The following is an 18,638-nucleotide window of genomic DNA, read 5'->3' on the forward strand; positions in this document are numbered from 1 at the left end:
GAATGGTTCAAATTGCCATTCCCTACTTTGCGAACCAGGAATGCCGATGCGACACGTACTGACCTCTTTTCTGGCCTTGCACTGGGCGATCGTTTTCGCCCTGCTTGCGCTCATCTGCATCGACGGAAACCGTGGTGTGGCGGCGGCGCTGGGCGTGTTGGGGGCCACCATAGAGGGCACTCGCTTCGTCGACCTCGACAACGTCATCGTCGTGGCGCCGCTCGCCACCGCATTGCTGGTCGTGGCGGTGCTGTTCTTCTGGGCCTTTGTCGAAACCTTGGTCAATGACGCGAGCAGCCAGGGCGTCGACAGCGTTGCCCGCATCGCTTTCATCTCCGCGTCCGGGGTGTTGTCGCTGATCGTCATCGGTGGCGCCGCGCAAGGCATCAACGGGCTGTTCATGGTTGTCGCCGTGCAACTGGCGGCGCTTCTGGCATCCTATGTCGCCATGCTTGCCGAGCGACGGTCTGTCGCGGCGGTCGCTCCGGCCGATGACGAAATCCGCGCCGCCGCGCATGGCATGGCAAAGGCCGCGGCCCACAATTCACTGCTATCACTCATATCGGGCCGGACAGGCTCGAATCCCAGGGGAGGCCGCTGATGCGTTATATCTTCGCATTGTGGGCGGCCCCGATGGCACTGTTCTGGGGCTGGTTCTACCTGTCGCTCAACGACATGAACTTCGGCTACGTCATGCTGAGCCGGCAGCTGCACGACTTCGTCTTCCAGCTCTATGGCCAGATGCTCGGTATCGATCCGGCGACCATCCCCGGTATGGTGGCAAAGGCCTGCGTCTTCGACGGGTTTCTGCTGATGGCGCTGTGGGCGTTTCGCCGCCGCCGTGAAATCGCCGGCTGGATCAAGCAGCGCTGGGCGGGTCCGGTTCCGTTCGAGCGGATGCGTGGAGCGACTGAAGCCGGTCCAAAACTCCCTGCAGAATAAACGCGGCTGCCGCCGAATCGATCTTGCCGGCGCGTTTGCGGCGCGAGAAATCCATCTCGATCAGTGTCCTTTCGGCCGCGACCGTCGATAGTCTTTCATCCCAGAGCACGAAGGGCAGGTCGCTCACCTGCGCCATGTTGCGGACGAAGGCGCGCGATTTCTGCGCGCGCGGCCCTTCCGAACCGTCCATGTTAATCGGCAGTCCGATCACCACCGCGCCTGCATTCTCCTTCTGCAGCAAGGCCAGCAGCACCGCAGCGTCGAGCGAGAATTTCTTTCGCATGATGACCGGGCGCGGATGGGCGAAGGAAAACCTCTGGTCCGAGACCGCGACGCCGATCGTCTTGTCGCCGAGGTCAAGCCCCGCCAGCGTCTTGCCGCCGGCAAGCCGCGCCGGCAATTCCTCGATCGTGATAATGCCCAATGGCCGTCCTTCGCCTTTCAACGTCTCGTGTTTTGCCAAACGCTCGACGGACAGAGTAACCCTTTGATTTCAGTGCCATCGGCGTTCTATCCTTTGGCAAGGCAAAAATCGAGGAAAGCATTCATGAAATTGACCTGGTACGGCCACTCGGCCTTTCGCATCGAAACCGCCGATGCCAAGATCCTCATCGATCCCTATCTGATCGGCAATCCGTCCTGGACGGGTGGCTGGGAGGGGCCGGCCGAGGGGATCACGCATGTGCTGCTGACGCATGGTCACAGCGACCACATCAGCGGAGCGGTGGAAGTGCTCGGCAAAAGCGGCGCCCAACTGGTCGCCAATTTCGAAATCTGCATGTACCTGGTCGGCAAGGGCGTCAGCGACAAGAAGATCAATCCGGGCAACATCGGCGGCACTGTCGATTGCGGCGGCTTCACCACCACGTTCGTCCAGGCGCTGCACTCCTCCTCGTTCCCCGGCGATGGCGGCCAAAACACCTATCTCGGCAATCCCGGCGGCCTCGTCCTGCATTTCCCGGAAGACAGGACGCTCTACCACATGGGCGACACCGACATCTTTTCCGACATGGCGCTGATCAACGAGTTGCATGAACCGAAGATCGGCATCGTGCCGATCGGCGACCGTTTCACCATGGGCGGTGCGGTGGCCGCGCTCGCCTGCCGCCGCTTCTTCAAGTTCGAGACCGTGGTTCCCTGTCATTTCGGCACGTTTCCGATGATCGATCCGACCGCTGACAAGTTCGAGGCGGGCCTGGAAGGATCCGGTGTGAAGGTGGCATTGCCGAAGATCGGTGAGACGATTACGATTTAGAAATCGGCTAAAGCGGAATGAAACCATGGCTTTGAGGCAATCTCTTTGCGTTTCCATGTTGGTCGCGGCGTCGCCCGCGCTCGCAGCGGATGGTTTCATCGAAGGCGTCTACCTTCAGTCCGAGGAGCTTTGCGCGCAGGCGAGGAAGGCTACGCTGCAGACGCTGATCGACGCCGGCAACATCGTGCTTTCGGCGCGCGGCCTGCAGGGCGTCGAATACAATTGCGAGTTCGTTCAGGTCAGCAAGGCGACAGCTTCGCCCAGCTGGGCGGTGACGGCCATCTGCCAGGAGCCGGGTTACGTCTTTCCCGACGTCCTTTCAGTGACCCAAATGAGCCCGACACAGATCGATCTCGTTTCGGTCCGGCCGGCCGATGACGAAAGCGAGGCCACCGGCAACAGTGGCAGCTACTATCTGTGCGAGGGCGTTGCCCTGCCATAGGCAGCATCTTGTCCGCGGACCGATGGCAGAAGAGCCGGGCCGCCACCACGGCCTCGCACGATGCATGTTGCGCCGCGCGCGCGGCGCCGCTATAGCCCGAACTGGTTTTCCCGAGGCAAAACATGTCCGTTGATGTCAAGACAGTGAAGCGCGTCGCGCGTCTCGCCCGCATTGCGGTGAGCGAAGAAGATGCCGAACGCATGACCGGCGAACTGAACGCCATCCTGGGCTTCGTCGAGCAGTTGAACGAGGTCGATGTTTCCGGCGTCGAGCCAATGACCTCGGTGACGCCGATGGAAATGAAGAAGCGCAGGGATGTCGTCACCGACGGCAACAAGGCCGCCGACATCGTTGCCAATGCACCGGCGACCGAAGAGAATTTCTTCCTCGTGCCGAAGGTCGTGGAGTAGCGCGCCGATGGCAATCGAGATCGCCATTGAAACGCCGCTGCAGGAAGACGTGCGCGGACTGGTCAACGAACTCAACGAAACGTTGCTCGAGCTGACACCGCCGGAGCATTGCTACCACCTGACGGTCGAGCAGATGGCCGGTGAGGATACGACCGTCTTCATCGCCCGCGACAACGGCCTGGCCATCGGCTGCGGCGCGCTGAAGCGCCATGATGGCGCCATCGGCGAGGTCAAGCGTATGTACACGCGGCCTTCATATCGCGGCCTAAAGATCGGCGCCAGGATCGTCGAGCGGGTCGAGGCGCTGGCGCGCAATGAAGGGCTGAAGCGCCTGGTGCTGGAGACGGGCGATCGTCATCCCGCCGCGTGGACCGTCTACGAACGTGCCGGGTTTTCGCGCTGCGGCCCGGTGCTGGATTATCCCGATTCCGAGTGGTCGGTGTTTTACGAAAAGAGCCTTTGATGAGCGACCTGACCCAGCTGACGATTTCGCAGGCCCGCGCCAAGCTGCGCGGCAAGGAAATCACCGCGACCGAGATCACCGAGGCCTATCTCGCGGCCATCGATCGCGCCAATCCGGCGCTCAATGCCTATGTCGCGGTGACCGGCGACAAGGCGCGAGACATGGCCAAGGCGTCCGATGCCAGGCTGGTCAAGGGCGAGGGCGGTGCGCTGGAAGGCATCCCGCTCGGCATCAAGGACCTGTTCGGCACCGAAGGCGTCCATACCCAGGCCTGCAGCCATGTGCTCGATGGGTTCAAGCCGCGCTACGAATCGACCGTTACCACCAATCTGTGGGCCGACGGCGCGGTCATGCTGGGTAAGCTCAACATGGACGAGTTCGCCATGGGCTCGTCCAACGAGACGTCCTACTACGGCCCGGTCATCAACCCGTGGCGGCGCTCGCGCCTCGACACGGTGGTGATGCCGACCACGCATCAGGGCGACGGCGGCTTCGTATCGGCCGGCGGCACCAGGACCGCGCGCAGCCTGGACAATGCACAGCTGGTGCCGGGTGGTTCTTCCGGCGGTTCGGCAACCGCGGTCTCGGCCTTCCTGTGCGCCGGCGCGACGGCGACGGATACTGGCGGCTCGATCCGCCAGCCGGCGGCCTTCACCGGCACCGTCGGCATCAAGCCGACCTATGGCCGCTGCTCGCGCTGGGGCATCGTCGCCTTCGCCTCGTCGCTCGACCAGGCCGGGCCGATCGCCCGCGACGTGCGCGATGCCGCGATCCTGTTGAAATCGATGGCCTCGGTCGACCCGAAGGACACGACCTCGGTCGACCGGCTGGTGCCGGACTATGAGGCGGCGATCGGCAAGCCGATCAAGGGCATGAAGGTCGGCATTCCCAAAGAATACCGCGTCGACGGCATGCCCGAAGAGATCGAGGCGCTGTGGCAGAAGGGCATTGCCTGGCTGAAGGACGCCGGCGCCGAGATCGTCGATATTTCCTTGCCACACACCAAATACGCGCTGCCGGCCTATTACATCGTGGCGCCCGCCGAGGCTTCATCCAACCTCGCCCGCTACGACGGCGTCCGCTACGGGTTGCGCGTGCCGGGCAAGGACATCGTCGACATGTATGAAAAGACCCGCGCCGCCGGTTTCGGCCGCGAGGTCAAGCGCCGCATCATGATCGGCACCTATGTGCTGTCGGCCGGCTATTACGACGCCTACTATCTGCAGGCGCAAAAGGTGCGCAATCTGATCAAGCGCGACTTCGAGAATGTCTTCGCCGCCGGCGTCGATGTCATCCTGACCCCGGCGACACCATCCGCCGCTTTCGGCATCGCCGACGAGGACATGGCCGCCGATCCGGTGAAGATGTATCTGAACGACATCTTCACCGTCACCGTGAACATGGCCGGCCTGCCAGGCATCGCCGTGCCCGCCGGGCTCGACGCCAAGGGCCTGCCGCTCGGCCTGCAGCTGATCGGCCGGCCGTTCGATGAGGAAACCCTGTTCCAGACCGCTGCGGTCATCGAGCAGGCGGCCGGCACATTTCAGCCGGAGAAGTGGTGGTAAGGATGTCGCTCGTCCGACGGGGGTGAGCGATGTTCTTCTACCTTTCCAAGATATTCTGGTTCTTCATCCAGCCGCTCAACCTGACGATCTTCCTGCTGCTGGCCGGGCTGCTTGCCGCAATGATCGGCCGACGGCGGCTAGCGGCCACCGGCAGCGTGCTGGCGTTTCTGATCCTTGCGCTGTCGGCTTGGACGTCGCTCGGCGCCATGATGCTCAATCCGCTGGAGGAGCGTTTTGCGCGCCCGTCGCTGCCGCAAAGGGTCGACGGCATCGTCGTGCTTGGCGGCGGCTTCGAAGGCGCCATCAACCTGGTGCGCGGCGGCTATGAGCTGAACAGCGGCGGCGACCGGATGGTCGAGACCGCGATTCTCGCCCGGCGCTTTCCAACCGCCAAGGTGGTCGTCTCCGGCGGCACCGGCGAATTGTTCCTGGAAGGCGAGGGCGACGCCGCCACCGCGCCTCGTCTGCTCACCGCACTTGGCGTGGCGGCCGATCGCCTGATCCTCGAAAACAAGTCCCGCAACACCTATGAGAATGCCGTCTTCACCAAGGCGCTGGTAACGCCGAAGCCCGGCGAGACTTGGCTGCTGGTGACCTCGGCCTTCCATATGCCGCGCGCCAAGGCGCTGTTCGACAAAGCCGGCTTTGCAACAATTCCCTGGCCGGTCGACTATCGCACCACGGGGCGGGAAGGCATCGGCCTGTTCCGCGACAATCCCGCCGATTCGCTGCAGGCCACCACCATGGCCATCCGTGAATGGATCGGGCTTTTTGCCTACTGGCTGTCGGGCCGGATCGATCAACCCTTTCCAGGGCCTGGCGGCTGACCGATCACCGCCTGTCTGGCGGCCGAGAAGGACTGGCGCCGGACCAGCACGGCGAGCAGCAACAGCGTCGACAGCACGAACACCGTGGGATCGACGAACCAGCCGAGATAGCCGATCGAGAAGAACACGCCGCGCAGGCCGGAATTGAAATGCTTTCCGGCCAGCATGTTCATCTGCGCCGCACGCCAGACCGCCGTTTCGCTGACCGGATTGCGTGACGCTTCGCCATGCGGGATCGGCACCGCGCCGATCAGGATCGTGCAATAGTTGAACAGCCGGTACGCCCAGCCGAATTTGAAGAACGAAAACGCAAGGATCAGCACCAGCCCAAACACCTTTATCTGAAAGGCCGCGCGCGACGGGGCGCCGCCCAGGGGCAGATCGCTCAGCACTTCAAGAACCCGGTCGGATGCGCCGAGCAAGGCAAAGCAGCCGCCGATCGCGATCAATGAGCTGGAGGCGAAGAAGGCGGTTCCTTGTTGCAGGCCGCTCATGATGGCGGTGTCGACGATGCGGATCTCGCGTTCGGCCATGGTGCGCATCCAGGCTTGCCGCTGCGCATTCATCGCCGTCGTCAGCGATATCCGGCTGACCAGCTTGCCGTCGGAGGCAAGCGTGTGCAGCAGCCACGCGACGAGGAAGAAAGCCAGCGCCGCGAGATCGGCTGTCGAAAGATCGAGGGAATCGCCCATGGACTGAATTTATCACATTCAGTGCGATCGCTTCGATGTCCGGCAAAGAGCGATCGACAACCAATGTCGCTGCCGGAGCAAACAAGGTCGGCAGGCGCTGCGCCGCGATTGCCAAAAGAGCGGAAACATCCTGGGAATTCCTATATGTAGTCCTCGACGTGACTCCAGGAGACAACGCCGCGTGTTCCTTTCGGTTTTCGACCTGTTCAAGATCGGCATCGGCCCCTCGAGTTCGCACACGATGGGGCCGATGACCGCTGCGGCGCGGTTTCTCGACGAGGTCGCGGGAAATGACTGGCCGCGTCCGGCGGGCGTCAAGGTCGACCGTCTCGCCGCCAGCCTGCATGGTTCGCTCGCCTATACCGGCATTGGTCATGGCTCGGATCGTGCTGTCATACTCGGCCTCGCCGGCCTGACGCCGCAGACTGTCGATCCCGATCAGGCTGATGGCATTGCCAGCCGCATCACGGCGGAGAAGCGCATTTCACCGCCCGGGCACCCGTCCTATCGTTTCGACCCGGCCACCGATCTGGTGCTGGACCGCAAGACGCCGCTCACCGGCCACGCCAACGGCATGGCGTTCTACGCCTATGATTCCGGCGACCGTCTGCTGCTCAAGCGCATCTACTATTCGATCGGCGGCGGTTTCGTGGTTTCGGAAGAAGAGCTGCAGCGGATGAAGGCCAAGGGGTCGGTGACGACCGAAGGCAAGAAGGTGCCTTATCCCTTCAAGAACGCGGTCGAGATGCTGGCGATGGCCGGCAAAAGCGGCCTTTCCATCGCCGACATGAAGCGCGTCAACGAGGAATCGCAGATGTCGCGCGAGGAGCTCGACGCCGGCCTCGACGGCATCTGGAGCGCCATGAAGGGCTGCATCGACCGTGGCCTGTCGCAGGATGGCATCATGCCGGGCGGGCTGAAGGTGCGCCGGCGGGCACGCATGCTGCACGACAAGCTGCAGGAGCAATGGCAGCAGAACAAGCCCAATCCCTTGCTCGCCAATGACTGGCTGTCGATCTACGCCATGGCCGTCAACGAGGAGAACGCCGCCGGCGGCCGCGTCGTTACCGCGCCGACCAATGGTGCGGCTGGCACGCTGCCGGCGGTGCTGCGCTACTGGCTGCATTTCCATCCCGAGGCCGACCAGCCGAGCATCCGCGACTTCCTGCTGACGGCCGCAGCCGTCGGCGGCATCATAAAGACCAACGCCTCGATCTCCGGCGCCGAGGTCGGCTGCCAGGGCGAGGTCGGCTCCGCATCGGCGATGGCCGCGGCCGGCCTGTGCGCCGTCATGGGCGGCACACCCGAACAGGTCGAAAACGCCGCCGAGATAGCGCTCGAACACCATCTCGGCATGACCTGCGATCCGGTCGGCGGGCTGGTCCAGGTGCCTTGCATCGAGCGCAATGCGCTCGGCGCGGTCAAGGCGGTGACGGCTGCGTCACTGGCGATCAAGGGCGACGGCATCCATTTCGTGCCGCTCGATGCGGCGATCGAGACCATGCGCCAGACCGGCCTCGACATGAACGAAAAGTACAAGGAAACCAGCCTTGGCGGGCTTGCCGTCAATGTCGTGGAGTGCTGAGAGGCTCTGGGCACCACAGGCTTGGTATCTGGCTACTGGCACTGTGGAGAAGTCGATCAGGCCGTTGACGCATCCGCGCACCGGACTAAACCTTAAGCGATGTCTCTCAATCTCATAAAACTCTGTGTCGGTTGCGACAGCGTCGAGGATCTCGAAGAGTGGATCGCCTTCCGCCTTGACGAGCGGCGGCGCTCCGGTGAGCCGGTCGAGCAGTATCACACGACACGCATGATGCCGACGCGCGGCGCCGAGGTTACCGATGGCGGTTCGCTCTACTGGGTGATAAAGGGCAATGTGCAGTGCCGCCAGTTGATCACCGAAATCCGGCCATTCACCGACGACGAGGGCATCGGCCGCTGCCATCTGATCCTCGATCCACAAGTCGTGCGCACCGACTGGCAGCCGCGCCGGGCTTTTCAGGGCTGGCGCTATCTGAAACCGGCGGACGCGCCGGCTGATCTCGGCAAGGGCAAGGCCGGACTGATCGAGATGCCGCCGAAGCTCAGGCGCGAGCTTGCCGATCTCGGCCTGCTCTGACCCTCAGGAATCCAAGCGTCTGGCCCTCAATGTTGCCTTAGGCAGGGCTTGCAAGCGGTGGAACAACGCCACATCTTGTTTTCATGAGCGACAAGAAGCAGCCCGTGCCCGCAAGGGTCAATCCTGCGCCGGTCAAACCCCAATCCAATGCCGGCGAGATAGAAACCTTTGTTCGGCAGGCAAGGACGCTGGCTGCGTCGGCGACGGGTTCGGGCAGGCTGATCCTTTCGCTCGACGCGACGATGAGCCGCCAGCCGACCTGGGATCTGGCCTGTGAGCTGCAGGGCCAGATGTTCGATGCCGTCGGCAAGGCCGGAACCCTCAGCGTCCAACTGGTCTACTTTCGCGGCCTGGGCGAGTGCCGTTCGTCCGCTTTCGTGACCGATACCAATGCCTTGAAGCAACTGATGACGCGAATCGAATGCCGCAGCGGCAACACCCAGATCGGCAAGGTGCTGGCGCATTCGCTGAAACAGACGGCCAAGGCCAAGGTCAATGCGCTGGTCTATATCGGCGATGCGATGGAAGAGAACATCGACGATCTGGCGGAAAAGGCCGGCAGCCTCGGCCTGCATGGCGTACCTGTCTTCGTCTTCCAGGAAGGTCATGATTCCGGCGCAGAAAAGGCGCTTAAGGAAATCGCGCGGTTGTCCAAAGGGGCTTGGTTCCGATTTGATCGGCGGGCTGCCGCGACTCTGGCAGGACTGCTTTCGGCGGTTGCCGTGTTTGCAACCGGCGGGCTGAAGGCGCTCGAGGCCAGAGGCAGGCCGGAAGACCGGCTGATGATCGAGCATCTGCGGGGTGGCGGGGACTGATGGGCGCAATCATCGCATTGGTAGCATTGCATTTGGTGCTTCTCGGCGCGGCCACGATCTTCCTCCGCGCCGACCCAGCAAAATTGGCCAGCAGCATGAAGACACTCGGGCCGGTCCTTCTGGGGCTGGTCGGCATCGCTATGGTTGTGGTCGGGCGCGAAGGCATCGGCGGCATAATTCTGTCGGCGGCAATCGCCTGGTATGGTTCCATGCGGATGAAGCGGCCGACGGCAAAGCTCGCACCGGGCAAGCGTTCGACGGTGCGCACCGCAGCACTCGAAATGGAACTCGATCACGATACTGGCGGCCTTGAAGGACTGGTCCTGGCTGGCCGCCACGAAGGCAAGATGCTTGGCGCGATGGGGCTGGCGGAATTGCAGCATCTCTACCGCGAACTCTCCGGCGATCCGGAGAGTGGGCAACTGCTAGAGACGTATCTTGACGGCAGATTTCCCGTCTGGCGCAAAAACGCTGAGACGAACGGTGGCGAAGGGCTGGGTGTTGCGCCAGGTCCGGGCGCCATGACTAAGGAGGAGGCCTACAAGGTCCTTGGTCTTGAAGCGGGGGCCGCCGCGGCGGATGTCCGCAAGGCGCACCGCCGCCTGATGCAGCGCCTGCACCCCGATGTCGGTGGCACGTCTTTCCTGGCGGCGCGGATCAATGAAGCCAAGGACGTCTTGCTCTCCAATCACAATTAGTTCTCCTTCGACGCAGAATTTTTCCGGGAGATAACCTCCACGCCGTCCTACTGCTGGACGGCGTAGCACTCGATGTTCTTCTTCTTCAACGCGGTACAGGCCTTCCAGGCAGCGGTCTTCGAACCAAAGCCGCCGAAGCGGGCGCGGTAATAGGTGACGCCGTCCTTGTCGAAGGCGATGGTGAAGCCGGACGCGTCGGCCAGCACCTTGGGTGCCTGCTTGGTGGTTTTGTCGAGGAACGCCTGGGCTTCCGACTGCTTCGGCGACGAGGCAACCTGGATGGCCCAGCCCGACGGCACCGACGCGGTGTTGACAGGGTCGACAGTCGGCGTCGGCGCCGGTGTCGGTTCGGCATAGGCCGCCACGACCTGGGCCGTGGCCACCTGAGGCGCCGATACGATGACGGCCTTGACCTTCCTGGTCTTGACGACGGGGGCAGCCTCTTCGCTTTGCTCGCTCTGCGCGGTGCTGTCTTCCGCTACAGTGGCGTCTTCGGCAACGGTGGCATCGTCCTGGGTCGCATCATCCTGCGCCACCACCGGCTTGTCGTCCGGCGTCGGCGCGTCGTGCTTGGGCAGCAGCACCTTGGCAAGGGCTGTGATCGGGTTGCTGCCGCCGGCCTTGGCGACCAGATCGCCACCGCCGCGGGTTGATGCCCGCGGCATATAGGTGTTGATCAACGTGGCCATCTGGTTGTCGCGGCTGCCGCCGGAGGTGCCGCCCATGACCACGCCGACGATGCGACGATTGCCGTCGGAAACCGACGAGACGAGATTGAAGCCGGAGGCGCGGGTGTAGCCGGTCTTGATGCCGTCGACGCCCTTGATGCGTCCCAGCAGACGGTTGTGGCCGTTGATGCGCTGACGCCCGTAGAGAAAGGAGCGCTGCGAGAAATAGCCATAGTACTGGGGAAAATGCTCTCGCAGCGCGATGCCGAGCGTTGCCATGTCGCGAGCGGTGGTGAACTGGCCGGGGTCTGGCAGGCCATTGGCGTTTCGGAACACGGTGCCGTTCATGCCCAGCGCCCGCGCCTTTGCCGTCATCATGCGGGCGAAATTGGTTTCATTGCCGCCGAGCATTTCGCCGAGCGCGGTCGCCGAGTCGTTCGCCGACTTTGTGACCATCGACAGGATGGCGGTCTCGACCGTGACCGAACCGCCTGCCTTCACGCCGAGCTTCGTCGGCGGCTCGGCTGCGGCATGGGCCGAAAACACAACTTGCGAGTTCCTGCTGATCTTGCCCTTCGCCAGCGCCTCGAAGGTCAGGTAAAGCGTCATCATTTTGGTCAGCGAAGCCGGATAGCGCCTGCCGTTAGCATCCGCGGAGTACAGCACCTTGCCAGTCTTGGCGTCCACGACAATGGCCGCCTGCCTCGCCGCCAGTGATGAAGCAACGTCACCGCAGACGAACGTCAACGCCAGGGCGAAGATCATCATCGTTTTGAGAGGGGAGGTGGATTTGGAAACGATGCCCAACAACGCCTTACGCACTGGTACTTCCCTTGGATTCTTCGTTGCGTTGGAGGCGGCGAAGGGTCCTGCCTCACTTCCAGCCAAAGCTACCGGGGCAGCGTTACCAATCCGTTTATGGTAACCGCCGCGTTCACCATTTTCTTCCGGCTTGAAGCTCTCTTTATTCGATTTTTAGCCATTGACTGCGCAGGCGGCGTCTGAACGCCGGCGAAATGTTGACTTTTGTGCGGCGCACAATATATTAGAGTGCATTGCACAAGGGCGCCCCGAAGAAGGACGCTTCAACCCAAGGGAATGCGTGAAATGACCCAGACCTATGAGGACTTCAGCAAATACGGCAAAGAGTTTGCCGATACCGGATTGAAGAGCTTCGCTTCGCTCTCCAAGGGCGCGCAGGCGATCGCCACCGAAGCTGGTGAATACACCAAGAAGAGCTTCGAAGCCGGCAGCGCCGCCGTCGAGAAGATGTTTTCGGCCAAGTCGCTGGAAAAGGCGATCGAGATCCAGTCCGACTATGCCAAGCAATCCTATGAGGCGTTCGTCGCCGAGGCCACCAAAATTGGCGATCTCTATGCCGAACTCGCCAAGGAAGCCTACAAGCCGTTCGAATCGGTCGTTGCCAAGGCGAAGTAATTTCGCCCGGGCGAATTAAATTCGCCTGATGTGACCCAGATCCGGCCCTTTGGGCCCGGGACAAAGCCCGGCCGCGGAAGCGTGGCCGGGTTTTTCCATGTCAATTTCCGCTCCAAGGCCTCGCGCGCCTTCACGATTGCGAAAATCGGCCAAGTTTGGTCACCTAGCCATATTGTCAGCTAAACAGAAGGGCTTAAAATCGTCCATCGAACACCTACATGTCGAACTCGCATGGGGATTCGAAAGAGGCAGGAATACGTGACGATCGGTTTGACTGCCACGAGACACGTGGCGCGGATGCAAAACGGCGGCGGCGACGGCAATGAGGCCGGCCGCGGGACGGCTGTCATCACGCGCACCAAAACCAAGACCAAGAAGCCCAGCCTCTACAGGGTCCTCATCCTCAACGACGACTACACGCCCATGGAGTTCGTGGTTCACGTGCTGGAGCGTTTTTTCCAGAAGGACCGCGAAGCCGCCACACGCATCATGCTTCATGTTCACAATCATGGAGTGGGCGAGTGCGGGGTCTATACATTCGAGGTGGCCGAGACCAAAGTGTCTCAGGTCATGGATTTCGCCCGACAGAATCAGCATCCGCTGCAATGCGTGATGGAGAAGAAGTGAGGTAACATGCCGGCTTTCTCCCAAGGCCTGGAAAAGGCGCTTCACCAGGCGCTGACGCTCGCCAATGAGCGGCACCATGAATATGCAACCCTTGAACATTTGCTGCTCGCGCTCATCGACGACACCGAGGCCGCCGCCGTCATGCGCGCCTGCAATGTCGATCTCGATGAGCTCAAGCACACAGTTCTCACCTATATCGACACCGAGCTCGACAACCTGGTCACCGGCTACGACGAGGACTCCAAGCCGACAGCTGGTTTCCAGCGCGTCATCCAGCGCGCGGTGATCCATGTGCAGTCGTCGGGCCGCGAGGAAGTGTCTGGCGCCAACGTGCTCGTCGCCATCTTCGCCGAGCGCGAGAGCCATGCCGCCTACTTCCTGCAGGAACAGCAGATGACCCGCTACGACGCGGTCAACTATATCTCGCACGGCATTGCCAAGCGTCCGGGCGCGTCGGAGACACGCTCGCCGCGCGGCGCTGATGACGAGCAGGGCGGCCAGAACGGCGCCGAGCCGCAGGAGGAAGGCGGCAAGAAGAAGCAGCAGCAGGATGCGCTGACCGCTTATTGCGTCAACCTCAACAACAAGGCCAAGGCCGGCAAGATCGACCCGCTGATCGGTCGCGAGTCCGAGATCAACCGCACCATCCAGGTGCTGTGCCGCCGCTCCAAGAACAACCCGCTCTATGTCGGTGATCCCGGCGTCGGCAAGACGGCGATCGCCGAAGGCCTCGCCAAGCGCATCGTCGAGGGCGACGTTCCCGAAGTCCTGCACAACGCCACCATCTTCGCGCTCGACATGGGCACGCTGCTCGCCGGCACGCGCTATCGCGGCGATTTCGAGGAACGGCTGAAGCAGGTCGTCAAGGAACTCGAGGACTATCCCGGCGCGGTGCTGTTCATCGACGAGATCCACACGGTGATAGGGGCAGGGGCCACATCAGGCGGCGCCATGGACGCGTCCAACCTGTTGAAGCCGGCCTTGTCCTCGGGTGCGATCCGCTGCATCGGCTCGACCACCTACAAGGAATTCCGCCAGTTCTTCGAGAAGGACCGCGCCCTGGTGCGACGCTTCCAGAAGATCGACGTCAACGAGCCGACCATCGAGGACGCCATCGAGATCATGAAGGGCCTCAAGCCCTATTATGAGGAGTTCCACAAGGTGAAGTTCACCAACGAGGCGATCAAGGCCTCGGTGGAGCTGTCTGCACGCTACATCAACGACCGCAAGCTGCCGGACAAGGCGATCGACGTGATCGACGAGACCGGCGCCTCGCAGATGCTGGTGCCGGAAGCCAAGCGCAAGAAGACGATCGGCATCAAGGAGATCGAAGCGACGATCGCCACCATGGCCCGCATCCCGCCGAAGACCGTTTCGGCCGACGATGAGAAGGTGCTGCAGGGCCTCGATATCGAGCTGAAGCGCGTCGTCTATGGCCAGGACACCGCGATCTCCGCGCTGACCTCGGCGATCAAGCTGGCGCGCGCCGGCCTGCGCGAACCGGAGAAGCCGATCGGCTCCTACCTGTTCTCGGGTCCGACCGGCGTCGGCAAGACCGAAGTGGCCAAGCAATTGGCCGCCTCGCTCGGCGTCGAGCTGATCCGCTTCGACATGTCGGAATATATGGAACGCCACACGGTCTCGCGGCTGATCGGTGCCCCTCCCGGCTATGTCGGCTTCGATCAGGGCGGTCTGTTGACCGACGGCGTCGACCAGCATCCGCACTGCGTGTTGTTGCTGGACGAAGTCGAGAAGGCGCATCCGGACCTGTTCAACATCCTGTTGCAGGTGATGGACCACGGCAAGCTGACCGACCACAACGGCAAGCAGATCGACTTCCGCAATGTGATCCTGATCATGACCACCAATGCGGGCGCGTCGGATGCGCAGCGTGCGGCGATTGGCTTCGGTTCGACCAAGCGCGAAGGCGACGACGTCGAGGCGATCAACCGGTTGTTCACGCCGGAATTCCGCAACCGTCTCGATGCGATCATCCCGTTCGGCTCGCTGCCGGTGCCGGTCATCCATCAGGTGGTGCAGAAGTTCGTCATGCAGCTCGAGGCCCAGCTTTCCGAGCGCGGCGTCACTTTCGACCTGTCGCCCGATGCGATCGCGTGGCTGGCCGACAAGGGTTATGACGAGCGCATGGGCGCGCGGCCGCTCGGCCGTGTCATCCAGGAGCACATCAAGAAGCCGTTGGCCGACGAGGTGCTGTTCGGCAAGCTCAAGAAGGGCGGCACGGTGCGTGTCACCGTCGAGAAGAAGGAAACCGGCGAGACCGGCCTGAAGCTCGAATCGCTCGCCGACGAGGCGCCGGTGAAGCCGAAGAAGGAAGAGCCGGAAGAAACGCCGAAGCCCACAAAGGCCGTGGCGAAAAAGCCCGCGGCCAAGAAGCTGGTGGCGCAGAAGCCCGAAGCCAAGGGCAAGGATGGCAGCAAGCGCAGCCTCGTGCCGCAATTGCCCAGAAAGAACTGACCCTGATGAAAGTCGAAAAAGCCCCGGAAACGGGGCTTTTTTTATTTGAAACGGTTTTGCAGGTCGGTAAAGGAACCTGCGGCGTCAACTCAGCAGCGCCGTCCGTATCTTTTCGGCGTTTTGCGCCAGCAATTCCGGCTTCTCCATCCCGCCCGTATGTGGTTTCAGGGGAATGCCGTCGAAGCGCGGGATGACATGCACATGCAAATGATAGACGGTCTGCCCCGAGGCTGGCTCGTTGAACTGCATGATGGTGACGCCGTCGGCGCCAAAACCTTGTTTGACGGCCCGCGCCACTTTCTGGACGACCGTGAAGAGCGTGCCGAACGTTGACGGATCGGCGTCGAGCAGGTTGCGCGACGGCGCCTTCGGCACCACCAGCGTATGGCCCGGCCCCTGCGGCATCACATCCATGAAGGCGACGACCGCTTCGTCCTCGTAGACGCGGTGCGAGGGAATTTCACCGCGCAGGATCTTGGCGAAGATGTTGTCGGTGTCATAGGCGGCCTCAGCCATGGCAAACGCTCCGGATTGTGCCTTTTCGTGTAGCGAAGCCGTCGAAAGTCGGCAAGACGATCGTCGCCGCTGCCATCGGGGCAGCCCGGTCGCTATTCCTCCAGATCCTTGCGGAATGGGGTGTGCTCTTCCAGATATTCGCTCATCCGCTCCACCTCGTGCCGTTCGCGCCTAAGATAGTCGGCAACGGCGTTGCGCAAGCCGGGGTGCGCAATGTAGTGCGCCGAATGCATGGTCACCGGCCGGTAGCCGCGCGCCAGCTTGTGCTCACCTTGCGCACCTGCCTCGACAACCTTCAGCTTGCGTTCGATGGCGAAGTCGATCGCCTGATGATAGCAGACCTCGAAATGCAGGAAGGGATGGTCCTCGATGCAGCCCCAGTTGCGGCCGTAGAGTGCGTCGGAGCCGATGAAATTGATGGCGCCGGCAATGTAGTGCCCGTTGCGCCGGGCCATCACCAGCAGGATGTCGTCGGCCATGCGTTCGCCGATCAGCGAGAAGAACTGGCGGCTGAGATAGGGCCGGCCCCATTTGCGGCTGCCGGTGTCCATGTAGAAGGCGAAGAAGTCGTCCCAGGCCTTTTCGGTGAGGTCCTTGCCGGTCAGCCAGTCGATCGAAATGCCGTTGGCCAGCGCCTCGCGCCTTTCCTTCTTCATCGCCTTGCGCTTGCGCGAGGCAAGGGTGGCGAGGAAGTCGTCATAGGTTGAAAAGCCTTCGTTGAAGAAATGGAACTGCTGGTCGGTGCGATGCAGGAACCCTGCCGCTTCCAGCACCTCCACGTCGCTCTCCTGCGCGAAGGTGACATGCGCGGAAGAGACACTGAGTTTTTGCGTGACCGCCTTAAGGCCCGCCGCCAGCCCGGCCTTGACCGTGCCGATATCCTCGCCCTTGGTTACCAGCAGGCGAGGGCCGGTGACCGGTGTGAACGGTACCGCGCATTGCAGTTTTGGATAGTAGTGGCCGCCGGCGCGTTCGAAGGCATCCGACCAGCCATGATCGAACACATATTCGCCCTGGCTGTGCGACTTGAGATAGCATGGGACCGCGCCGAGCAGCTTGCCTTGCGCGGTCTCCAGTCGCAAATGATGACCTTGCCAGCCGGTGCGCCGCACGGCGCAGCCGGACTCTTCGAGCGCGCTCAGAAAAGCGTATGAAACGAGCGGGTTGTAGCCGTTTTCTGTGTCACCGCGCGTGGTCCCACCGAGGCTGTTCCACTCATCCGGGGTGAAAGCGCCGATGCCAGCGGCGACGCGGATCAAATAGTCCGCATTCGCTGTCTGGTCATCGCCGTCGTCGCCTTGATCCATGCGGCTTATTTAAGCTCCGTCCGGCTGGGTACAAGTCACGTTTCAGACACCGACTTCAGGCGACTTTGACCAGGTCGGGTTCGAACCCTTCGAATGTCATCTGGTCGGCATATTTGATGGTCAGGTCGACCGCCGGCTGGTCATGCACGGTCCAGGTGATGACCGGCATTTTCAGTTTTTCACGCACGAAGCTGACGAACCGGTTCGGCAGGTCGCCGGCGGCATAGGAGGTGAACGTGATCTCGTGCGCCAGCATGGCGAAATGCGCCTCGATCAGCTTGACGTCCTTGCCGTAGGCGGTCAGTCCGGCCGGAATGCCCGGTGCGTGTTTCGGAAAATCGCGGATCAGCCAGTGGTCGAACGACATGATCGCCGCCTTGCCCTTGTAACGCTTGAGCATCTTGCCGACGATCGCCACGAGACCCTCGTCACGGCCCGGGATGCCTTTCAGCTCAATGACCATCGGCACGCGGCCATCGACCAGGTCGAGCGCTTCCTGCAGCGTCGGCACGTGATCCGATGTGCCGCCGACCTTGAGTGCCGTGAGCTCGGCCGCGGTGCGTTGCCAGACGAAGCCGTCCTGTCCGGTCAGCCTTTGCAGGTCGCCATCATGGATGATGACGGGAACACCGTCCGACGACAGGTGCACGTCGCATTCGATGGCGTAGCCGCGCTCGGCCGCGGCTGCGAAGGCGGAAAGCGTATTTTCCCAACGCGTCTTGTTCATGTCGTGAAAGCCGCGATGGGCCACGGGCCGGGCGGTCAGCCAGGATAGGTCAGTCATGGTTGTCCCCTGGCTCACTCGACTTCGAAGATCGCTTCGATTTCCACTGCGGCATTAAGCGGCAGCGAGGCGGTGCCGACGGCGGAGCGGGCATGCTTGCCGCGCTCGCCAAGTGCTGCAACCAGGAAATCGGAGGCGCCGTTGGCAACCAGATGCTGTTCGACAAAATCGGCTGTCGAGGCGACGAAGACGGTGATCTTCACCAGGCGGCGGATTTTCTCGAGGTCGCCGAGTGCGGCCTTGGCCTGCGCCAGGATGTTGATCGCGCAGTATTTTGCCGCGTCCTTGCCGGCCGCGGTGTCGACGTCACGGCCGAGCAGGCCGCTCGCCTGCAGCTTGCCGTCCTTGAGCGGCAACTGCCCGGCGGTGAGCAGCAGATTGCCGGTCCTGCAATAGGGCACGTAGTTGGCGGCGGGCGCGGCGGCGACAGGAAGCGTCACGCCCAGATCGCTTAGCCGCTTTTCGATTGTTTCACTCATGGTATTTCCCTATTGCTTGGTGACGCCGCGCTGGCCGGGGCCGAAATTGCTATTTTTGCCTCGCTTCCGCCACGACTTTTTTTAAGCTGGACCATCTTTCCCTGCGGCCTGCCA

22 protein-coding genes are annotated in these 18,638 nt (G+C 62.4%); 15 read left to right on the plus strand and 7 right to left on the minus strand.

The window, feature by feature from the left end:
* Positions 1 to 46 precede the first annotated feature (46 nt).
* Together B5V02_RS23820 and B5V02_RS23825 are read left to right on the plus strand one after the other, a co-directional pair.
* Positions 47 to 601, plus strand: coding sequence for a hypothetical protein (locus B5V02_RS23820; protein WP_111546671.1), 555 nt, complete (start codon positions 47 to 49; stop codon positions 599 to 601).
* Positions 601 to 942, plus strand: coding sequence for a DUF6105 family protein (locus B5V02_RS23825; protein ID WP_111546506.1), 342 nt, complete (start codon positions 601 to 603; stop codon positions 940 to 942). The genes B5V02_RS23820 and B5V02_RS23825 overlap by 1 nt, the downstream gene beginning before the upstream one ends.
* On the opposite strand, the gene ruvX is transcribed toward B5V02_RS23825, so the two are convergent.
* Positions 860 to 1,366, minus strand: coding sequence for a Holliday junction resolvase RuvX (gene ruvX, locus B5V02_RS23830; RefSeq protein WP_111546507.1), 507 nt, complete (start codon positions 1,364 to 1,366; stop codon positions 860 to 862). The two genes, B5V02_RS23825 and ruvX, sit on opposite strands and share 83 nt — an antisense overlap.
* A gap of 123 nt (positions 1,367 to 1,489) precedes the next feature.
* Here ruvX and B5V02_RS23835 point away from each other — a divergent pair, with 123 nt between their 5' ends.
* The 6 genes from B5V02_RS23835 to B5V02_RS23860 all read left to right on the plus strand — a co-directional run bounded on the left by B5V02_RS23835 (position 1,490) and on the right by B5V02_RS23860 (position 5,904).
* Complete coding sequence (locus B5V02_RS23835) at positions 1,490 to 2,197, plus strand: metal-dependent hydrolase (protein ID WP_111546508.1); 708 nt, start codon at positions 1,490 to 1,492, stop codon at positions 2,195 to 2,197.
* A gap of 25 nt (positions 2,198 to 2,222) precedes the next feature.
* Positions 2,223 to 2,639 (plus strand): hypothetical protein, encoded by a 417-nt coding sequence (locus B5V02_RS23840; protein ID WP_111546509.1) that lies wholly within the window; start codon positions 2,223 to 2,225, stop codon positions 2,637 to 2,639.
* A gap of 122 nt (positions 2,640 to 2,761) precedes the next feature.
* Positions 2,762 to 3,049 (plus strand): Asp-tRNA(Asn)/Glu-tRNA(Gln) amidotransferase subunit GatC, encoded by a 288-nt coding sequence (gene gatC / locus B5V02_RS23845; RefSeq protein ID WP_027029060.1) that lies wholly within the window; start codon positions 2,762 to 2,764, stop codon positions 3,047 to 3,049.
* 7 nt (positions 3,050 to 3,056) lie between these two features.
* Positions 3,057 to 3,512: a GNAT family N-acetyltransferase gene (locus tag B5V02_RS23850; RefSeq protein ID WP_111546510.1), complete on the plus strand. Its 456-nt coding sequence runs from the start codon at positions 3,057 to 3,059 to the stop codon at positions 3,510 to 3,512.
* Entirely contained in the window at positions 3,512 to 5,077 is a 1,566-nt protein-coding gene (locus tag B5V02_RS23855; protein ID WP_111546511.1) for an amidase, read from the plus strand. Before B5V02_RS23850 ends, B5V02_RS23855 begins: the two co-directional genes overlap by 1 nt.
* 29 nt (positions 5,078 to 5,106) lie before the next feature.
* Positions 5,107 to 5,904, plus strand: coding sequence for a YdcF family protein (locus B5V02_RS23860; protein ID WP_111546512.1), 798 nt, complete (start codon positions 5,107 to 5,109; stop codon positions 5,902 to 5,904).
* On the opposite strand, the gene B5V02_RS23865 is transcribed toward B5V02_RS23860, so the two are convergent.
* Positions 5,877 to 6,596, minus strand: a complete 720-nt coding sequence (locus tag B5V02_RS23865) for a DUF599 domain-containing protein (RefSeq protein WP_111546513.1) — start codon at positions 6,594 to 6,596, stop codon at positions 5,877 to 5,879. The two genes, B5V02_RS23860 and B5V02_RS23865, sit on opposite strands and share 28 nt — an antisense overlap.
* A 181-nt stretch (positions 6,597 to 6,777) precedes the next feature.
* Between B5V02_RS23865 and B5V02_RS23870 the strand changes: the two genes are divergently transcribed.
* The 4 genes from B5V02_RS23870 to B5V02_RS23885 all read left to right on the plus strand — a co-directional run bounded on the left by B5V02_RS23870 (position 6,778) and on the right by B5V02_RS23885 (position 10,231).
* Complete coding sequence (locus B5V02_RS23870) at positions 6,778 to 8,181, plus strand: L-serine ammonia-lyase (protein WP_111546514.1); 1,404 nt, start codon at positions 6,778 to 6,780, stop codon at positions 8,179 to 8,181.
* Positions 8,182 to 8,280: 99 nt separating this feature from the next.
* A complete protein-coding gene (locus B5V02_RS23875; RefSeq protein ID WP_111546515.1) occupies positions 8,281 to 8,718 on the plus strand; it encodes a DUF1489 family protein in 438 nt (145 codons plus the stop codon).
* 83 nt (positions 8,719 to 8,801) lie between these two features.
* The gene (locus tag B5V02_RS23880; RefSeq protein ID WP_111546516.1) at positions 8,802 to 9,533 is read left to right on the plus strand and encodes a vWA domain-containing protein; all 732 of its coding nucleotides are present in this window, start codon (positions 8,802 to 8,804) and stop codon (positions 9,531 to 9,533) included.
* On the plus strand, positions 9,533 to 10,231 hold the full coding sequence (locus B5V02_RS23885) for a DnaJ domain-containing protein (RefSeq protein ID WP_111546517.1): 699 nt from the start codon (positions 9,533 to 9,535) through the stop codon (positions 10,229 to 10,231). Before B5V02_RS23880 ends, B5V02_RS23885 begins: the two co-directional genes overlap by 1 nt.
* 47 nt (positions 10,232 to 10,278) lie before the next feature.
* Here B5V02_RS23885 and B5V02_RS23890 read toward each other — a convergent pair whose 3' ends face one another.
* Positions 10,279 to 11,721, minus strand: a complete 1,443-nt coding sequence (locus tag B5V02_RS23890; protein WP_111546518.1) for a D-alanyl-D-alanine carboxypeptidase — start codon at positions 11,719 to 11,721, stop codon at positions 10,279 to 10,281.
* A gap of 285 nt (positions 11,722 to 12,006) precedes the next feature.
* On the opposite strand from B5V02_RS23890, the gene B5V02_RS23895 reads away from it, so the two are divergent.
* From B5V02_RS23895 to clpA, 3 genes are all read left to right on the plus strand, one after another.
* The gene (locus tag B5V02_RS23895; protein WP_111546519.1) at positions 12,007 to 12,336 is read left to right on the plus strand and encodes a phasin family protein; all 330 of its coding nucleotides are present in this window, start codon (positions 12,007 to 12,009) and stop codon (positions 12,334 to 12,336) included.
* A 297-nt stretch (positions 12,337 to 12,633) separates the two neighbouring features.
* The gene (clpS, locus tag B5V02_RS23900) at positions 12,634 to 12,963 is read left to right on the plus strand and encodes an ATP-dependent Clp protease adapter ClpS (protein WP_010909565.1); all 330 of its coding nucleotides are present in this window, start codon (positions 12,634 to 12,636) and stop codon (positions 12,961 to 12,963) included.
* 6 nt (positions 12,964 to 12,969) lie between these two features.
* Positions 12,970 to 15,438 (plus strand): ATP-dependent Clp protease ATP-binding subunit ClpA, encoded by a 2,469-nt coding sequence (clpA, locus tag B5V02_RS23905; protein ID WP_111546520.1) that lies wholly within the window; start codon positions 12,970 to 12,972, stop codon positions 15,436 to 15,438.
* An 84-nt stretch (positions 15,439 to 15,522) separates the two neighbouring features.
* Here clpA and B5V02_RS23910 read toward each other — a convergent pair whose 3' ends face one another.
* The 4 genes from B5V02_RS23910 to B5V02_RS23925 form a co-directional block, all read right to left on the minus strand.
* Positions 15,523 to 15,954, minus strand: a complete 432-nt coding sequence (locus B5V02_RS23910) for an HIT family protein (protein WP_111546521.1) — start codon at positions 15,952 to 15,954, stop codon at positions 15,523 to 15,525.
* 92 nt (positions 15,955 to 16,046) lie between these two features.
* Positions 16,047 to 17,261, minus strand: coding sequence for a GNAT family N-acetyltransferase (locus B5V02_RS23915; protein ID WP_111546522.1), 1,215 nt, complete (start codon positions 17,259 to 17,261; stop codon positions 16,047 to 16,049).
* A gap of 55 nt (positions 17,262 to 17,316) precedes the next feature.
* The gene (locus B5V02_RS23920; RefSeq protein ID WP_111546523.1) at positions 17,317 to 18,045 is read right to left on the minus strand and encodes a glycerophosphodiester phosphodiesterase; all 729 of its coding nucleotides are present in this window, start codon (positions 18,043 to 18,045) and stop codon (positions 17,317 to 17,319) included.
* A 14-nt stretch (positions 18,046 to 18,059) separates the two neighbouring features.
* Positions 18,060 to 18,524: a RidA family protein gene (locus B5V02_RS23925; RefSeq protein ID WP_111546524.1), complete on the minus strand. Its 465-nt coding sequence runs from the start codon at positions 18,522 to 18,524 to the stop codon at positions 18,060 to 18,062.
* Between the last annotated feature and the right edge of the window lie 114 nt (positions 18,525 to 18,638).

Source organism: Mesorhizobium kowhaii (assembly GCF_003253745.1).
GTDB classification, from domain to species: Bacteria; Pseudomonadota; Alphaproteobacteria; order Rhizobiales; family Rhizobiaceae; genus Mesorhizobium; species Mesorhizobium kowhaii.

Coding starts and splice junctions, on each gene's coding strand:
- B5V02_RS23885 (WP_111546517.1), top strand. CDS start 9,533: ATGGGCGCAATCATCGCATTGGTAGCATTGCATTTGGTGCTTCTCGGC.
- B5V02_RS23875 (WP_111546515.1), top strand. CDS start 8,281: ATGTCTCTCAATCTCATAAAACTCTGTGTCGGTTGCGACAGCGTCGAG.
- B5V02_RS23855 (WP_111546511.1), top strand. CDS start 3,512: ATGAGCGACCTGACCCAGCTGACGATTTCGCAGGCCCGCGCCAAGCTG.
- B5V02_RS23825 (WP_111546506.1), top strand. CDS start 601: ATGCGTTATATCTTCGCATTGTGGGCGGCCCCGATGGCACTGTTCTGG.
- B5V02_RS23850 (WP_111546510.1), top strand. CDS start 3,057: ATGGCAATCGAGATCGCCATTGAAACGCCGCTGCAGGAAGACGTGCGC.
- B5V02_RS23865 (WP_111546513.1), bottom strand. CDS start 6,596: ATGGGCGATTCCCTCGATCTTTCGACAGCCGATCTCGCGGCGCTGGCT.
- B5V02_RS23910 (WP_111546521.1), bottom strand. CDS start 15,954: ATGGCTGAGGCCGCCTATGACACCGACAACATCTTCGCCAAGATCCTG.
- B5V02_RS23820 (WP_111546671.1), top strand. CDS start 47: ATGCGACACGTACTGACCTCTTTTCTGGCCTTGCACTGGGCGATCGTT.
- B5V02_RS23835 (WP_111546508.1), top strand. CDS start 1,490: ATGAAATTGACCTGGTACGGCCACTCGGCCTTTCGCATCGAAACCGCC.
- B5V02_RS23860 (WP_111546512.1), top strand. CDS start 5,107: ATGTTCTTCTACCTTTCCAAGATATTCTGGTTCTTCATCCAGCCGCTC.
- B5V02_RS23920 (WP_111546523.1), bottom strand. CDS start 18,045: ATGACTGACCTATCCTGGCTGACCGCCCGGCCCGTGGCCCATCGCGGC.
- B5V02_RS23880 (WP_111546516.1), top strand. CDS start 8,802: ATGAGCGACAAGAAGCAGCCCGTGCCCGCAAGGGTCAATCCTGCGCCG.
- B5V02_RS23925 (WP_111546524.1), bottom strand. CDS start 18,524: ATGAGTGAAACAATCGAAAAGCGGCTAAGCGATCTGGGCGTGACGCTT.
- B5V02_RS23895 (WP_111546519.1), top strand. CDS start 12,007: ATGACCCAGACCTATGAGGACTTCAGCAAATACGGCAAAGAGTTTGCC.
- gatC (WP_027029060.1), top strand. CDS start 2,762: ATGTCCGTTGATGTCAAGACAGTGAAGCGCGTCGCGCGTCTCGCCCGC.
- B5V02_RS23915 (WP_111546522.1), bottom strand. CDS start 17,261: ATGGATCAAGGCGACGACGGCGATGACCAGACAGCGAATGCGGACTAT.
- clpA (WP_111546520.1), top strand. CDS start 12,970: ATGCCGGCTTTCTCCCAAGGCCTGGAAAAGGCGCTTCACCAGGCGCTG.
- clpS (WP_010909565.1), top strand. CDS start 12,634: ATGCAAAACGGCGGCGGCGACGGCAATGAGGCCGGCCGCGGGACGGCT.
- B5V02_RS23840 (WP_111546509.1), top strand. CDS start 2,223: ATGGCTTTGAGGCAATCTCTTTGCGTTTCCATGTTGGTCGCGGCGTCG.